Annotated in this window: 14 protein-coding genes; 12 read left to right on the forward strand and 2 right to left on the reverse strand. The window is 47.4% G+C overall.

Annotation, left to right across the window (positions count from 1 at the left end; translation table 11 throughout):
* Nucleotides 1-7: 7 nt before the first annotated feature.
* From K7I13_RS14820 to K7I13_RS14830, 3 genes are all read left to right on the forward strand, one after another.
* A complete protein-coding gene (locus K7I13_RS14820; RefSeq protein ID WP_255946871.1) occupies nucleotides 8-655 on the forward strand; it encodes an RluA family pseudouridine synthase in 648 nt (215 codons plus the stop codon).
* A 150-nt stretch (nucleotides 656-805) separates the two neighbouring features.
* Entirely contained in the window at nucleotides 806-1,297 is a 492-nt protein-coding gene (ilvN, locus tag K7I13_RS14825; protein ID WP_255946872.1) for an acetolactate synthase small subunit, read from the forward strand.
* A gap of 76 nt (nucleotides 1,298-1,373) precedes the next feature.
* Nucleotides 1,374-2,315 carry a helix-turn-helix domain-containing protein gene (locus K7I13_RS14830; protein ID WP_255946873.1) on the forward strand — a complete coding sequence of 314 codons (942 nt, stop codon included), beginning with the start codon at nucleotides 1,374-1,376 and terminating at the stop codon, nucleotides 2,313-2,315.
* Here the strand turns inward: K7I13_RS14830 and K7I13_RS14835 are convergent.
* Nucleotides 2,282-3,130 carry an alpha/beta hydrolase gene (locus K7I13_RS14835; RefSeq protein ID WP_255946874.1) on the reverse strand — a complete coding sequence of 283 codons (849 nt, stop codon included), beginning with the start codon at nucleotides 3,128-3,130 and terminating at the stop codon, nucleotides 2,282-2,284. The two genes, K7I13_RS14830 and K7I13_RS14835, sit on opposite strands and share 34 nt — an antisense overlap.
* Before the next feature lie 549 nt (nucleotides 3,131-3,679).
* Between K7I13_RS14835 and K7I13_RS14840 the strand changes: the two genes are divergently transcribed.
* The 9 genes from K7I13_RS14840 (at nucleotide 3,680) to K7I13_RS14880 (ending at nucleotide 15,030) form a co-directional block, all read left to right on the forward strand.
* On the forward strand, nucleotides 3,680-4,609 hold the full coding sequence (locus K7I13_RS14840) for an Ig-like domain-containing protein (RefSeq protein ID WP_255946875.1): 930 nt from the start codon (nucleotides 3,680-3,682) through the stop codon (nucleotides 4,607-4,609).
* Between the two features lie 12 nt (nucleotides 4,610-4,621).
* Nucleotides 4,622-7,624: a hypothetical protein gene (locus tag K7I13_RS14845; RefSeq protein ID WP_255946876.1), complete on the forward strand. Its 3,003-nt coding sequence runs from the start codon at nucleotides 4,622-4,624 to the stop codon at nucleotides 7,622-7,624.
* Between the two features lie 182 nt (nucleotides 7,625-7,806).
* Entirely contained in the window at nucleotides 7,807-8,793 is a 987-nt protein-coding gene (locus K7I13_RS14850; RefSeq protein ID WP_255946877.1) for an SH3 domain-containing protein, read from the forward strand.
* 100 nt (nucleotides 8,794-8,893) lie between these two features.
* On the forward strand, nucleotides 8,894-9,742 hold the full coding sequence (locus K7I13_RS14855; RefSeq protein ID WP_255946878.1) for a DUF368 domain-containing protein: 849 nt from the start codon (nucleotides 8,894-8,896) through the stop codon (nucleotides 9,740-9,742).
* 295 nt (nucleotides 9,743-10,037) lie between these two features.
* A complete protein-coding gene (locus tag K7I13_RS14860; protein ID WP_255946879.1) occupies nucleotides 10,038-10,580 on the forward strand; it encodes a flavin reductase in 543 nt (180 codons plus the stop codon).
* Between the two features lie 2 nt (nucleotides 10,581-10,582).
* On the forward strand, nucleotides 10,583-12,001 hold the full coding sequence (argH, locus tag K7I13_RS14865) for an argininosuccinate lyase (RefSeq protein ID WP_255946880.1): 1,419 nt from the start codon (nucleotides 10,583-10,585) through the stop codon (nucleotides 11,999-12,001).
* A gap of 118 nt (nucleotides 12,002-12,119) precedes the next feature.
* The gene (locus K7I13_RS14870) at nucleotides 12,120-12,614 is read left to right on the forward strand and encodes a single-stranded DNA-binding protein (RefSeq protein ID WP_255946882.1); all 495 of its coding nucleotides are present in this window, start codon (nucleotides 12,120-12,122) and stop codon (nucleotides 12,612-12,614) included.
* A 349-nt stretch (nucleotides 12,615-12,963) separates the two neighbouring features.
* Nucleotides 12,964-13,848, forward strand: a complete 885-nt coding sequence (locus K7I13_RS14875) for a VIT1/CCC1 transporter family protein (RefSeq protein WP_255946883.1) — start codon at nucleotides 12,964-12,966, stop codon at nucleotides 13,846-13,848.
* A 3-nt stretch (nucleotides 13,849-13,851) separates the two neighbouring features.
* Nucleotides 13,852-15,030 (forward strand): MFS transporter, encoded by a 1,179-nt coding sequence (locus K7I13_RS14880; RefSeq protein ID WP_255946884.1) that lies wholly within the window; start codon nucleotides 13,852-13,854, stop codon nucleotides 15,028-15,030.
* Here the strand turns inward: K7I13_RS14880 and K7I13_RS14885 are convergent.
* Nucleotides 15,023-15,637, reverse strand: coding sequence for a hypothetical protein (locus tag K7I13_RS14885; RefSeq protein ID WP_255946885.1), 615 nt, complete (start codon nucleotides 15,635-15,637; stop codon nucleotides 15,023-15,025). The two genes, K7I13_RS14880 and K7I13_RS14885, sit on opposite strands and share 8 nt — an antisense overlap.
* Nucleotides 15,638-15,752 lie beyond the last annotated feature (115 nt).

Consider the following 15,752-nt stretch of genomic DNA (forward strand, 5'->3'; position numbering starts at 1 on the left):
AGTCTCCATGAAGGACATCCCTGTTATCTATAAAGATACTGATATTCTGCTTGTAAATAAACCCGCCGGAATTCCCGTTCAGGGCGGCGAAGGCATTAAAATCAGCCTGACCGATATTCTCGAACGGCAGGCGGGAACAAAAATATATCCTGTACACCGCCTTGACCGGGACACGGCCGGAATCCTGGTCCTTGCTTTAAACCGCGATGCTGCCGGCCGTTACTCACAGTATATAACAGACGGCAGCATAAAAAAAGAATATGCCGCTGTTTGTTTTTACAATGATTCCATTGAAAAAAAAGGAACCATAACTCTTCCGGCCGGACGCTCCGGCAGCGAAAAACCATCCAGGACCTTCTATCATATTGATGCTGCAGGAAGTGAAGCGGCTCTCTTTTACCTGCAGCTCGGGACCGGGCGCATGCACCAGATCCGCATCCATCTTGCCTCAATCGGATGCCCCATAATAGCTGATGATAAATACGGCGATTTCCGCAAAAACAGGGAATTCCGTTCATCACATAATATCAGGAAGCTCCAGCTCGCGGCATGTACCCTGACACTTCCGGTCAATAATACTCTGAGACGCTTTACCGTTCCCTTGCCTGAACATATGCAGCATTGTCTCGATTCCCTGGGCATTCAAATGAGTTAAAACTTACTTGCCAGTGCCACCTCTTACTGATAAAATACTTATATATACCCGATATAAAATAACAGTCCGGTATATTTGTTACAATCTGATAAAATGAAGGGAACTGCCGGTTATCCGGATAACTGTATTGGCTTCCCGGAAGGAGAATATATGAAACGTTACGTCATTTCGGTTTTGGTTGAAAACCATTCAGGTGTTTTAAGCCGGGTTTCCGGACTGTTCAGCCGCCGCGGGTATAATATTGACAGCCTCACGGTGGGTGTTACCGAAAATCCCGATTTATCGCGCATGACCATTGTAGTCCGGGGTGACGAATATATTCTTGAACAGATTGAAAAACAGCTGGCAAAACTGGTTGAAGTAATTTCAATCAAACACTGCGACCCGCAGTCTACTGTTTTCCGTGAACTTGCTCTTATAAAAGTGAGCGCCGAAGGCGTGGCCCGCGTCGGTGTTATTGAAACCGCCAATATTTTCCGTGCCAGAATTGTGGACGTTTCAGTTGATTCAGTGGTAATTGAAGCTACGGGAAGCGAAGATAAAATCGCCAGTCTCATCCGCCTCCTGGAACCATTCGGGATCCGTGAACTTGTCAGGACCGGACTTTCCGCAATGGAACGGGGCGGCGGCGTTCTCGCATAATCTTTTCCGAATTGTAAATCGGCGGTGCAAGACGGCATTTTACAAGCGGTATAAAGGCATGCTATAGTAAATTATTATGGATATGCTCCGGTTCAGTACAGAGGCGAAAAATTCAGATATTCCCCGGATAGAACCTCTCAGGGTTATGATATATGAAGACAGCTATATTCCGGAGGAAAAGCTTGATCAGCGCTTCCGGGTTATTTTTATGGAAAAAGGAGCAGGCGCCTGTGATATCGACGGCGAGACCCGGCCATGGGTCGCACCCTGTCTCATCTGTATTAATGAAAACCAGCGGTTAAAATCTGCTCCTCTTGGCGCCCGGGTTCTTTATTTTCATCCCGCCGCACTCCACAAGAATCTCAATATGGAAAATATCCGTGAAAAAGGGATGGATGCGCCTGCGGAGGTCATAGAAAACAGGCTGCTCCTCAGGGCTTTTACCGGCGACCAGCTTGTTTTCCTCAACCATACCAGCCCTGACTCTGCGGTCAGAATCAGAGACCTCCTGGAATCAATACGTCATGAACTGGATGAACAGGAAACCGGGTGGTGGCCATGCCGGTCCCGTTCATACCTGACGGAACTCCTGTTTCTGGTGGTCCAGCTCCATGAGAAGGGGACAGGCCTGTCAGGAGAGAGCGAAAAAAATAACAGTACCCTTTGGCTGTCCGAACCGGTACAGGTTTCTCATGAATTCAAACCGGTACTTGATTTTATTATGCGTTTTTACAATACGAAAATTTCCCTTGACGATCTTGCCGGGGAATTCGGGACCAACCGTACGACCCTGAATAAACGGTTCAGGGCGGAGACCGGTATGACGGCAATTGCCTATCTCATCGATCTCCGCCTCCGTGTCGCGGCGGTCATGCTGCTCAACACGGACCTTTCAGTCGCTGAAGTGACTGAAAGGGTCGGCATAGGCGACGTCAGCCACTTCGAACGGCTGTTCCGGCAAAAATACCGGCTTTCCCCCAGGGCTTACCGCATCGCTGCAAAGGGTTCCAGAAACTGACGGACCGCCTTCCATGTCTGCTGACTTTCCGGGCTGGCCCCATACAGTGCCTCTGAACCGTGCCTGCTCTCGCCGGAGGGCAGGTAATAGGTCTTGATTGCTGACGGGACCCGTCTGTAAAGCGACGACACTTCCGCTTTTTCATTATTATTCGATGTGAAGAATATGGGGATATTTACATCGGCCGCTTCTGTGGCTACCCAGCCGGCCGCTTTGCCCTGACCGGAAAAGTATTCTCCCGGTGAGAATACGAGGCACGCGTCGATTTTGCCGGGATTGTTCTTTACAATACTCAGAACCAGAGATGCGGAATAGGAAGAACCCCAGAGGATGAATTTGCCCTTTGCGTAATGGGCTTTCACATAATCCACCGCTGCCTGAATATCGGGCAGCGCATCAATAAACGCGGTCGGTTTTCCTGCTTCTTCCGCGGCGGCTTTGGTAGCATTATCTACATTGTTCTTTGTTCTTCCCGATCGCTGGTCGATGGCAATGGCGTTAAAACCCATCTCAGTGAGGACCGGAGCTATTTCAAGGTATTCACCCCGGGACCAGGCAGCCCTGTGGCAGAGCAGAATAAGCGGCGCCGTATCAGGATAGGCCATATACAGATCGGCGGTTATGGGGATACCATCCTCGGACGGAAAGGTAATGGTTGCCGACGGCGCTTCAAGCCATACGGGGGTAAACGCAGGCTTTCCTTTTGCTTCGGATTTATCCTTCGGGGTGGAACTGCAGCTGACGGACAGTCCGATCACAAAAAACAGCAGAACAGCGGGGGTAATAAAGGCCTCGGCATTTTTGGCTTTTCTCATACATTCTCCTTTCAGAAACCCCTATGGAGGGGTAAATATGCTTTTATGATGTATTGGCAGGGAAAACAAAACAGTGCGGATTTGCACAAGAATTCTGCATATCCGTAAAAATAAATATCCCAGGAGAAGAGTTTTCTTCTCTGAAATCCTTATAGTCAAGCGTTTGGTAGTGGACCCTGTTACCTTTTGCGGTTTCAGGAAGCTATACATTTTACAATGTAAAACACACTTGGTCCTGTGAAATTTCCAGACGTGCTACCTTTTTTCCGGAAATTCCGTGCTACAGTATTGTCATACTGTATTATTTGATTCTTTTATACTGATTCTCAGGTTCATCTATTAGGGGTATGACTGCTTAAAGCAGCCAGGAATGTGAGAAAACGACTGATTATTTTCCTCAACCTTTGACAGCCTTGCGCAAATAAGGAAATTTGCCCACAGCGGCGTACCCGGTACAACACATAACCCACACTTCAACTGCCCTGATACAGGGGCAGTCTGCTTTCTTTTATGCCGGCACAAAACCGGCAAACAAAACAGGAGGAACAAATGAGAGAAAAACGTATTATCGTCTGCTGCATGGCCATTGCCCTGCTCTTGGCGGCAGGATGCAAGAGTGCCAGTGATTCGGGAACCCCAACCGTTTCCCCCACCGCTATGGCAGGCATTACCGCGAGCGCGGGAACACTGGCCCCTGCTTTTTCGGAAAAAACAACAAGTTACACCCTGTCGGTAGCCAACTCGGTGGAAACCGTGACCATGACGGGCACCCCGAAAAACGCGGCCTCAACTGTGGCTTATACCCCCAGCCGCCAGATAGCCCTTACCGTTGGAGTACCGGCTACGGCAAAACTGCAGGTTGTTTCCGCCTCAGGAGCAGCCGGAACGGAATATACCGTTGTTATTACAAGACAGGCACAGTTGGTAACACATCTGGAAATGAATGTTTCGGCGGCGGAACTGCTGCCGACGGAGACTATCCAGTTAACGGTAGCGGCGACCCCCGCTAATGCCACCAACAAGGCCGTAACCTGGAGCAGCAGCGACACAGGCGTAGCCGGCGTGGCAGACGGGCTGGTTACCGCTGTATCCGGCGGAACCGCTGTTATAACCGCGACGGCCGCCGACGGAAGCGGCGAAACGGCAGCCTGCACAGTTACGGTTTCGGACATTGATACCGGCGCCGGCATAACGGTTACCTTTACCGCCATGACCGACGAACCCCCAACCATGGAAAAAAACACCAACAGAAGTATTTCCCAGGCCCGGAACCAGTCTCTGACCGTGAAGGCTACGGGGTATGATTCATATTCCTGGATAGTTGACGCCGATCAGTATAATTACTACGAAAATGTTGCCCTGGGAGAGATAAGAGTATATGCCCAGAACTATTCTTATGGTCAGCATTCTGTGCTCGCCATTGTGTACAAGAACGGCCTTCCCTATTCCAGGGAAGTAATTTTCACGGTAGCGCCGTAAGGAGGACGAAAAATGAAATATTCAATTAAACGATTCGGAATATACGGTATTCTGCTCGCCCTGGTAGTTCTCGCGGGCTGTATGAACCCCCTTATAAGCACGCCGGATGGAATTTCTCAGGACAGCTCGAAGGGGAAGCTGAGCCTTTCCATTGGGACCGGGGACAGTTCGCGCACCCTGCTCCCGAAGCAGGCCTTTACAAAATACGTTCTGTCTTTTGTGTCCGACGGCCTTCCCACCCAGAGTGATATAACCCTGACCGGGAAAAACAGCGCCGTGGTCGAGCTTGAACCGGCAACCTGGGACATAACGGCCACCGGCTATGTTATGATTAACGGCACGGAATATCCCGCCGCCGCGAACACTGTAACCGAAACCATAAGCGCGGGAAGCGCCAAATCCGTTTCCATAGACATAAGCGCCGCTCAGAACGCCGGGAACGGTTACTTTACCTATTCGGTCAGTTATCCCTCCCATGTTTCGTATGCTTCACTGCAACTCCTTAAACTGAGTGACTACTCCCTGGTAACCAGCGCCGATTTACTCTCCGACCCGGCGGACACCCTCGCGGTGGCTCCCGGTTTTTACCTTATGAGGATATACCTGGCAACAAATGCCGAAGGCGCGTACCGCACGGAAGTGGTTCATATTTACTCGAATATGGAAACAGAGGCGTCCTATACCATTACCTCCGAGGACTTTAAAAACACCATAATCTTAAGCGGCACAGTGGACCTTACCGGCCTCGACGTCAATTACGTTGAGATCAGCTTTTATGAGGATCCAAACTACTGGAACTGGCTTGATTGGGTTGAAGTTGACCTGGCGGACGGAACCTGGAGCATGTTTTTCCTGGCTCTTCCTGTTGCCCAGGAAATGTATCCCGAAATTTATATCTATACAGCCTCCGGCGAGGATTTGTATCTTAAGGCGGCTCCGGTAACGGTTCATAATGAAAGCGTTCAGAATATCAACTTCGGGCCCTTTACGCTGATCAATCTGAGCGGCACGGTGGACCTTACAGGCTATGATTCTGTCTATGCCGAAGTAGAAGTATATGCCGACGCGGACCGGAACGTCTGGCTTGGGTATGGGGAAGTCCAGACAGACGGAACCTGGAGTGTTAAGGTTCCCGCCTTTACCTCCGCAACAAATGTCTATTTTGACGTGTACATTGAACTGAACGGCGGCGGTTATGCGGACAGGAAAAAGGCCGATCCGGTAAGCGTGTATAACACAAGTGTTTCCGGCATTGCCATCGGTCCGTTCGCGTCCGGCGCCATTACCCTGAGCGGAACGGTGAACACAAACGGCCTGACCCTCGATTCGGATTCAATGGATATGTATGATGACGACGGCAATTATATTGGAACCGCGGCTATTGATACTCAGGACAATTCCTGGACGGCGAACATTACACCCTTTGACGTTGATACGAAAGTCAGTTTCGCCGTTTCAGTTGACACAGGTTCCGGTATCTATGATGTGCTGCTTTCAGAAACCGCGACTGTGCGGGATACCAATGTCAGCGGCATAGCCCTGAATCTTGGAGGCGTTACGCTTGGAGCGGTAACGGAACTCTATACAAACGGATACGTTGTCCTCTTTATCCCCGAAACAGCCGGCGCCTTTACATTTGATGCGAAAAGCGATGACATCGACACCTATATGTATCTGGTAGACGGCCTTGACGGGTCCGTGCTTATTTATGATGACGACGGCGGGGAAGGCTATAATTCCCGTATTACCTATGATCTTCAGGCCGGGCATCCCTATCTTGTTTATTCAAGTGATCGATGGGATTCCGGTCCTTATACCATTACGGTAAGCCAACCGCAGGTCATTACCCTGAGCGGGACCGTCAACCTGACCGGGATTACCGCATCGGAAGCCTGGATAGGGGTTTACGCAGACAGTTATCTTAATAATTACCTTGGCGAAACCCAGGCTAATCTGACCAACGGAAGCTGGAGCATAACCATTCCAAAATCGGCGTCTCTTACGGCTGTTTATCTGGAGCTTGCGGTCGAAGAAGACAGTTCAGGGAATTGGTTCTACCGGTATGTGGATACCCCCGTTAATGTGTCGGGCGGCTCTGTTTCCGGCATCTCTGTCGGGCCCTTCAACTGGAGTTCCATAGACCTGGACGGTACGGTAAACCTTCCGGACGGCATCAATTATGCATATATACAATTTTACAGCGATGCCGGACTTAACAATAATCTCGCTTATTCCCCGGTTAACTCGGCGGACGGTTCCTGGTCCTGTACGATTCCAGCCTTCTCTTCGTCAACAGTAATTTATTACGAAGTGTATGCGGATACAAACAGCGGCGATTTCTCCCGTACCGGCAGTCTCACGGTTCATAATCAGAATATGAGCGGGATAACCCTGGCGCTCAACTGGGGAAACATAACCCTGAGCGGGACCGTCTCCTCGGTTCTTTTCGACAATGAACAGGAGCGTCCCTTCTTTGTAGGCGTTGGGGCCGATGTAAACGGAAAACAGGCTTCGAATTCTAAGGTTAATACGGACGGCTCCTGGTCAATAAGCCTGCCTGCGTCGGTTTCCGCATCCACCGTTTCCTTCTACATTTTCGCAGGGGAGTCAGAGTTTGAATATCTTGTAGTTAACTCAGGAGTAACGCGGAGCGTCTCGGATCAGGATGTTGGCAATATAAGTCTTGGGGACATAGCCGTAAACACCCGTACCGTTAACGGTACGGTAAAAAACGGGTCGTCAGCACTGGACGCCTCAGTTATGGCCCTTACCCAGCCTATAACCATCAATGATATAATGTCGGGAGCATCGTCTGCCATAGTTCCTGGAGTTACTGCAACCGTCTTTGCCCCGGGGGTCTGGTCTCTGGTTATATCCTCCTCCGCTGCCCAGAACCTTTATTTCTTTGTTATTGACTGGGACACCGGTCAATGCTATATAACCGGTTCGTCCGTCAACACCTCTTCGCCGGTCACGCTGGATGTTTCCGCAATGACCTATCTTGGATATTTGTAATAATCGTCGTTTTACCTTCGGGTAAGGTGAACGGAAGCGCAGGAAGCCTATTGGGTTCCTGCGCTTTTTTTTGAATGTTTTAATGATTTTAAAGGACAAAAGGCCGGAGCTGTGTTATAATTTTGCAGTAAAGAATTTACAGACACCACAACATCTGTTGTAGTTCAATCAAGGAGAAAAGAGTGAGAAAGACCCTGACACAGATGGCAATTATTTTATGCATGCTGATTATCGCCGGACTGTCTTCATGCCGGAAAACTGAAGAACCGAAGGAAAGTACCAAGCCTGCTGTAGTTTTGAGCGATAAGGTAGCCCTGTGGGAAGCAACAGATGAGACTCATGTAAAAAATGTTTCGCTGGCTCGGATCGGGGATGAGGTGCAGAGTTTTTTCACTGTCAGCAAGGATTCCTCCGGGACGGAAATATTGACCCCTGAAAAAAAGGCAGCCATCCGGAGCAGTGATAATCAGGAACGCGAATTTTATCATATTAAACTGGACGACGGCAAAGAATACTGGATACAGGACCTTTTTCTTGCGCCTTCGGCAAGACCGGCTGTTATTACCGGCGATGATGTTGTTCTGTACAGCAAGCCCGATATGGCTTCTCCTACTTCCCAGCTTATTCCGAAGTATACCATTGTCGGGGTACACGATTATAATCTGAGTAGTGATTACTGGTGTATAAGCGCCTATCTTGACGGAATGAGGACACCTGTTGTTACTGAAAAATATGTAAAAAAAGAAGCCGTGAACACCTCCCTGACCGATGCCCGGGCCATGCGCATGTACAAGATCGCCATGGATACCAGTACCCAGGAAGTTGTAAAAAAAGAACTTCTCGGTAATGCGTCGAAAATTTCCAGTGCATTCAGGGACTTGATAGAAACTGAACTCGCCAAATATGCAAAGGTTGAATTACCTATTTTCACCATAAACGATGTCGATATTTATGAGGCAATAATTTCAGACATAGACGGGGCCAATATCAATGTCAGAAATGCCCCCGGACTGGCTAATACTGTTGTTGTTACACAGATTTCCGACGGGACTATCGTTGATATTAATGGACGTACCGCCGAAACCGATACAATTGACGGGGTCACCACACACTGGTACCGCGTAGTTGAACCGGCCGGCTGGATCTTCGGCGCGTATATTGCGCAATAAATAGAGGCGATTTCAAAATTGGCTCAATAATCTGCCTCTTTATAAGACCGGTATGTAAACCGGTCTTTTTTTTTTATTCCGAATATGATACTGTCGGATAATGCAGTATATTAAAACTTTTTGTATCGGAATAATTCTTGGTATCGCGAATGTTATTCCCGGTGTTTCCGGGGGAACAATTGCGGTTGTCTTCAATGTATATGACCGGTTAATAAATATTATAACCCTGAATATAAAAAAGATACTGAAAGACTGGCTTTTTATCCTGCTTTTGATCCTTGGAATTCTTGTCGGGGTATTTGTCTTTGCCCGGCTGATTACCTGGCTTTTTGATTCATATCCGGTCCCGACCGCCTTCTTTTTTATAGGTATTATTCTGGGAAGCATCCCCTTTATTGGAAAACGCGCAAAAGGAGAGCGCTTTACGCCGCTTTCATTTGCCCTGATAGCCTGCGGTATCGGAGTAATGGCAGCCATGTTTTTCATTAACAGATACGCTGGCGTCTCTTCGGAAACAGTCATCACGGAACTTTCGGTATCTGCGTTTTTTCTGATGTTTCTTTTTGGCTTTATAGGCGCAATAGCAATGATTATCCCCGGCATATCAGGTTCTCTTATTCTGTTAATAATAGGCGGTTACCGTTCCGTAATCCGGGCATTGTCTGATTTTAATATTCCTCTGCTGGTTCCGCTGGCCCTTGGCATTTTATCAGGCCTTCTGATTGGCGCCGGCTTTGTCCGCTTCCTTCTGGCTCGGGTCCCCGTCCATACTTACTGTATTATACTCGGACTTGTTATAGGTTCCGTTCTGCCGGTTTTTCCGGGTCTTCCCGGGGATGCTGTTTCGGTACTTGTTTCCGCGGCGGCCCTGCTTTTGGGAGGCTTCATTTCATGGTTTTTCAGTAAAACTGAAGGGAAAGCGGAAAAAAATGAGCCGGCAAATGCATGAAATGGTCCTTTTTTCTTATACTCCATAGACTTGGGTTTGTCAGGCAGGCAAGTTTATAATACTTCCCTGCCTGACAAACCCTTACAATCGGAAATAGTCAAATAATTTAAATTATTTGACTATATTGAGGCGATTTCAAAATTGAGAAAATTTTGAAATCGTACCCATAGATGTAAGCAAAGATTTTTCTATTTCTATATGGAAGCAGGAAATAGAAAAATCTTTGCAAAGCCAATTTCAAAACTAACCGAGTTTTGAAATTGGCTCATATTACAGGTATAGGAGACTATTATTTATGGAAGATGCTTTTTATGTAACACCCGCGGACAAGGAAACGCTTGATTCACTGTTTACACCCTTTTCATCTATAGGAACTCACCGTATGCTTATTACCGCCGGATACGGGGTCGGGCATTCACAATGGAATACGATGACAGCCTCATGGGGCAGTTTCGGGGTTTTCTGGAACCATCCGACCGTTACCTGCGTTATCAGACCGGTCCGCTATACCTATGAATTCGTTGAGCGTGAAGACCTCATAACTTTTTCATTTTTTCCCGAAGAAAGAAAAGAAGTATTTGAAATCTGCGGCACTACTTCCGGGCGCCATACCGATAAGGCTTCTGCCGCCAAAATTACTCCGCTGGCCATGAAACCGGGAGCAATAGGCTTTGCCGAAGCTTCTGTAGTGCTTGTCTGCAAAAAATTGTACTATCAGGATTTGCAGCCGGAACATTTTCTGGACAAATCGCTTATACGGAACTATGAAAAAAACGATTTTCACCGAATGTATATTTGTGAAATACAGGGGATTTATCAACCAAGGGAGAAGAAATAAAAATGTCTGACGAATCATCTATTCTGAAGGGTGAAAGGGCGGCCCTGTGGCACGGTCGTTTCAGCGAAGGGCCTGACGCCGAAGCTGTTGAATTTGAAACATCTATTTATGCGGACTCACGCATGGCCCTTGATGATATTACCGGGAGCATTGCCCATGCCGAAATGCTTGGCCGGCAGCATATCATCCCTGAAGAAGATGCTTCAAAAATAAGTGCTGCTCTGAAAGACATAGCCTATGAACTTGAATCGGGAAAGCTGAGCATTGACCCGAAGGCCGAAGATATCCATTCATTTATTGAGGGGGTATTGACGGAACGTCTTGGTGACACGGGAAAAAAAATACATACAGGCAGGAGCAGGAATGACCAGATCGCGCTTGATGAACGTCTCTATCTCCGCAAAGCCATTCCCGATCTCCAGGACTCTCTCATCACGCTGATTGAAACACTGTCCGAAATTGCGGAAAAACATACCCATACGCTGATGTCCGGATACACCCATTTGCAGCGTGCCCAGCCCGTAACCCTTGCCCATCACCTGTGCGCATGGTGCTGGATGCTTGTACGCGACTGGAACCGGTTCGAAGACGCTCTTGCGAGACTTGACTATATGCCGCTCGGTTCCGGGGCTCTGGCAGGATCAGGTCTTCCTCTGGACCGGAATTCCGTCGCTGAGGAACTGGGCTTTTCCCATCTGACTCAGAATTCCCTCGATGCGGTCAGCGACCGGGATTACTGTCTGGAAATAGCGGCCCATATTTCAATTCTGATGACACATTTGTCCCGTTTTTGCGAAGAAATAGTGCTCTGGTCGACTGAGGAATTCAAATTCATTGAATTGTCGGAAAAATGGTCTACCGGTTCCAGTATTATGCCCCAGAAAAAAAACCCTGACTTTGCCGAACTCATCCGGGGAAAAACAGGCAGGGTATACGGCGACCTTATTGCTCTGCTTACCATGGTAAAGGGTTTGCCCCTCTCATATAACAGGGATTTGCAGGAAGACAAAGATAATCTTTTCGATGCATATGATACTGTTTTTTCCTGTGTGCGTATTTTCACGCATATGATCGCTTCGGCAAAATGGAATGACGCCCGGATGAAGGAGTCCTGCGGCGGCGGTTATGCGAATGCAACGGACCTTGCCGATTATCTTGTCCGGAAAGGTCTGCCTTTCAGGACGGCACATGAAGTTGCCGCGGGTATTGTCCGTGAATGTATCCAGTCCGGTGTTTCCGATATAGTAAAATTGCCGCTTGAAAATCTGTTGAAACATTCCGCCCTGATAGGTCCCGATATTTATGAAAAGTTAAGCCCGGAAGCCTGTGTTCAGGCAAGAGACCTGCCCGGCGGCCCGAATCCTGCCCGGGTCGGTGAGCAGATCAGCCAGCTTCGCGGATTTATAAAAAAAGCCCGGTAAATCTTTTTTTTGAAATAAACGGCCAAAAAACTGAATCCTCCATATAAATACTGTTGACAGTTCTGTTCCGGCGGCGCCCCGGGCCAGTGCTGTCATATCTATTGTACCGGAGGAAATCATGAATTCTCTCAATTCAATTATTCTTGAAGGAAATGTTGTACGCGATTCAGTCGTAAAAGAAACCCCAAAGGGGACCTCGGTGTGTACTTTTTCCATAGCATCCAACCGTTTTTACAGGCAGGAAGAAGAGTATGAACAGGAAACTTCATTTTTTGATGTTGAAACCTGGTCGCGCCTTGCCGACGCCTGCGGCAAATACTGTCTCAAGGGGCGCGGTATCCGTGTTATCGGACGCCTGAAACAGGACCGCTGGAAAAGCGCCGACGGGACTAATTACAGTAAGGTCAAGGTTGTTGCCGAACACGTGGAATTCAAGCCTGTATTAAAAAAGGACGGAGGAGGAAAAAATACCAATGATTCTGAAGATACTTCAAGCGGAGAAACTACAGAGGTCTTCACTGAAGAGACCGTTCCTGAAGTATTTGAACATGAAGCTGCGGAAAATCCGCAGGCCGTTTACAGCGGGAACAGGGAAGCGATCCCGGCTTTTTAACAGCTTTGACTTTGCGTCTTAAAAACAGTACGATGTAAAGGATTCCATCAGCAGGTTTTGTAAAAGGGCCTCGGGTATTGAAAGGTTTCATATCTTTCGATACCTTTTATTCATGGCGAAGGTTTAATGCCCCTCCGTCAAGCGGCGGTTTTTTTATTAAAAACCTATACAAACGTTAGTTTTTAAAGGTTCCATGATATTAACACCTGAGACCAATTCCACGGGGGAACAAAATACCCCGCCTCGCAGCGCGGGGTATTTTATTATAAAACTGATGTTGTTTTTTTCCTGAACAGGAACAGGAAATTCCGGTGTCCACCATATCTGCCTGATTTTTTGGAGGCTATTTATGCAGAATATAACCATTCCAGCGGAAACAAGGAAAAAAATTCTGAAATTCCAGCAGGACGAAGTTACAAGCGCCTGTTTATATGAAAAACTCCTTGAAAAGATTCCGGATGAAAAAAACCGCCTTATTATGAAACACATGGCCGAAGATGAAAGCCGTCATGCCGAACGCTGGGAAAGTTTTACCGGTCAAAAACTGAAACCGGAACGCCTGAAAGTATGGTTCTATTTTCTGCTTGCCCGTATACTTGGCCTGAGTTTTACCCTGAAACGCCTGGAAAAAGATGAGGCAAATGCCCAGGACGGCTATAAAACAATTCTGGAGTTTTTTCCGGAAACACAGGATATCATTCTGGAAGAAGAAGAACATGAGGCCAGTCTGATTGCAATGATTGATGAGGATCATTTAAAATATGCCGGTTCCATTGTCCTTGGCCTGAATGATGCCCTTGTCGAGCTTACAGGCGCCCTTGCCGGTTTTACTTTCGCCTTCCAGAACACAAGACTGATCGCGGTTACGGGCCTGATAACAGGGATTTCGGCCGCCTTGTCAATGGCATCTTCAGAATACCTTTCCCAGCGTTCTGAGGAAAATAAGGATATTTCGCCGCTCAAGGCCGCGGCGTACACGGGAATTGCCTATATAATAGCGGTCATTTTACTGGTAATGCCCTTCTTTTTTACCGGGAATTTTATTCTTGCGCTCGGATGCACTATTGCGATTGCAGTAATAATAATATTTTTCTTTAATTACTATCTCTGTACGGCAAAAACCCTGCCTTTCCGGCGGCACTTTCTGGAGATGGTCCTTGTCTGTTTTGGCGTTACTCTGGTTTCATTTTTAGTCGGTTTTGCCGTAAAATATTTTTTCGGGATAGAAATATAATATATGAAAATGGGAGCGCCCCTCTTTTTTTTATTTTCAATCTATGGGGTAATAAATACCTATCTTCCGATATTGCTGTCATCATTAGGATACGGGCCGGGAGAAATTGGAATATTTCTGGGACTCTTCGAAGCCTCCGGTCTTCTTTTCCCCATTTTTATCAGTTCAAGAATAGATAAAAGGGGAAATTACGGACAAATCCTTCTTTTGTTCGGAATACTTATGTTTGCGGTTATGCCCCTTCTGCTGGCGGTCAACACTTTCTGGTTTACCGCGCTGGTTCTGATAGTGTATGCGGTCGGGTTCAAGGGCGCGATTCCCGTATCGGACGCTCTGGTGTACCGGCTTTTGGGCAGCGAAACGGAAAAATACGGCCGGATCAGGGTTTTTGGCAGCATAGGCTTTGTCTGTATTACACTCTTTTTGCAGATTTCAAAACTGGTAAACCCTTCCGTTCCTTCTTCGATTATTTTCTGGCTTGGCCTGACCTCTCTGCTGTTCTCCCTGAGCCTTGTATGTATCCCCGGGCTGCTGAAACGCCGGCCTACGGAGACACTCATCGAAACGGAAAATCACAGCATAATCGGGATCGCGGAAGTAAAGGAAGAATCCTGGCTCGAGAAATTTCCACCCGTTTTCTGGTTCGGCATATTGCTTGTGTTTTTGGGTTATCTCGGCCTTGTTCCCTCGCAGCGCTTTTTTTCACTCTATGTCCGTGAATTTTTGCATCTTGAATCCTATGCCGGTCTGTGGGCCCTTGCTTCAATAGTCGAAATACCCTTTATGTTCCTTTCGGGATGGTTTATCAGAAAACTGGGTACGGGAAAAATTATACTTATTTCACTGGCCGTTATTGTTTTAAGAAACTGCCTCTACGCCATATTTCCCTCATTCCAGGGAGCGGTAGCCGGACAGTTATGCCATTCCGTGGGTTTCGGCCTCTTTCATCCGGCGGCGGTTATTTTTGTCTGCAAATGGGTGTCACGCAGGAACCTGGCTGTGGGCATGACACTGTATACATCAGTGGCGGTCGGCGCGGCAAATGTACTGGGAAATCTGGCCGGAGGCTTTGTCATTGAATCCCTTGGATATTTGCCGCTTTTTTATCTGTTCGCGCTTCCGCCGCTGATTGGAATCGGTCTTCTTGTTTCAGCAGCAAAACGGTATAAACTGTTCAGTTGAAAAGCGTTTCTATCTTTTTCTTTGTTTCATGTTTGGCGACGGCTTCCTGAATCCTGTCTTCGCTTATTCCGTCATAAAGGGCCTTCGCGTCCATACTGTCCAGATAAAATGTTTTAAGCCTGAAATCTGAAACCAGCGGGGGAGGCGACATTATCTGGTTTGATGAAATAACCAGCTGGTGCCGCTTTTCCGTCTGTGAAAAAAAGGAAAAATTTGTTTTCAGGCCGTCGCCGGAAAACCAGACATCCCCGAACCTCCAGATTACCTTTGATTCTATTTCCGAATCCGGAATGCTTCTTTCATCAAGAATAACCTTATTATCCAGCGCAGTTTTTTCCCAGTCGAAGAATTTTTGCAGGGCTTTTCTCATCTTTGCGAGATCATCCGTGGTTAACTCGACCCATCCCTCTGACAGGGGGTCTTCTGTATGGAAAAAAAAGGAATTTTCTTTGTCATTATAAATAATTTTGAACTGTGATGCGACGAAGATTCCCTCGTTTTCATCAAAATACAGACTGTTAACTGTCGCAATATCATATTCCGCGGAAAATAAGGAATAGACCGCACCGGTCAGAAATAAACAAAACAGAACAATTCTTTTCATCATTTCCTGTACTCCATTCCAGTATGATAGCACATTTTAATAAATTTTTCACTAGCTTTTTTGTATATTTAACTAAAAATTTCACCGGGATTTTTCCCGGCCCGGAAACCGGTTCATT

Origin of the sequence: Brucepastera parasyntrophica (genome assembly GCF_022376835.1) — a bacterium.
Classification (GTDB): Bacteria; Spirochaetota; Spirochaetia; order Treponematales; family Treponemataceae; genus Brucepastera; species Brucepastera parasyntrophica.

Excerpts from the sequence above, each read along its gene's own strand:
- K7I13_RS14875 (WP_255946883.1), top strand. The coding sequence starts at position 12,964 with ATGCAGAATATAACCATTCCAGCGGAAACAAGGAAAAAAATTCTGAAA.
- K7I13_RS14835 (WP_255946874.1), bottom strand. The coding sequence starts at position 3,130 with ATGAGAAAAGCCAAAAATGCCGAGGCCTTTATTACCCCCGCTGTTCTG.
- K7I13_RS14880 (WP_255946884.1), top strand. The coding sequence starts at position 13,852 with ATGAAAATGGGAGCGCCCCTCTTTTTTTTATTTTCAATCTATGGGGTA.
- ilvN (WP_255946872.1), top strand. The coding sequence starts at position 806 with ATGAAACGTTACGTCATTTCGGTTTTGGTTGAAAACCATTCAGGTGTT.
- K7I13_RS14860 (WP_255946879.1), top strand. The coding sequence starts at position 10,038 with ATGGAAGATGCTTTTTATGTAACACCCGCGGACAAGGAAACGCTTGAT.
- K7I13_RS14870 (WP_255946882.1), top strand. The coding sequence starts at position 12,120 with ATGAATTCTCTCAATTCAATTATTCTTGAAGGAAATGTTGTACGCGAT.
- K7I13_RS14845 (WP_255946876.1), top strand. The coding sequence starts at position 4,622 with ATGAAATATTCAATTAAACGATTCGGAATATACGGTATTCTGCTCGCC.
- K7I13_RS14840 (WP_255946875.1), top strand. The coding sequence starts at position 3,680 with ATGAGAGAAAAACGTATTATCGTCTGCTGCATGGCCATTGCCCTGCTC.
- K7I13_RS14830 (WP_255946873.1), top strand. The coding sequence starts at position 1,374 with ATGGATATGCTCCGGTTCAGTACAGAGGCGAAAAATTCAGATATTCCC.
- K7I13_RS14885 (WP_255946885.1), bottom strand. The coding sequence starts at position 15,637 with ATGATGAAAAGAATTGTTCTGTTTTGTTTATTTCTGACCGGTGCGGTC.
- K7I13_RS14820 (WP_255946871.1), top strand. The coding sequence starts at position 8 with ATGAAGGACATCCCTGTTATCTATAAAGATACTGATATTCTGCTTGTA.
- argH (WP_255946880.1), top strand. The coding sequence starts at position 10,583 with ATGTCTGACGAATCATCTATTCTGAAGGGTGAAAGGGCGGCCCTGTGG.
- K7I13_RS14855 (WP_255946878.1), top strand. The coding sequence starts at position 8,894 with ATGCAGTATATTAAAACTTTTTGTATCGGAATAATTCTTGGTATCGCG.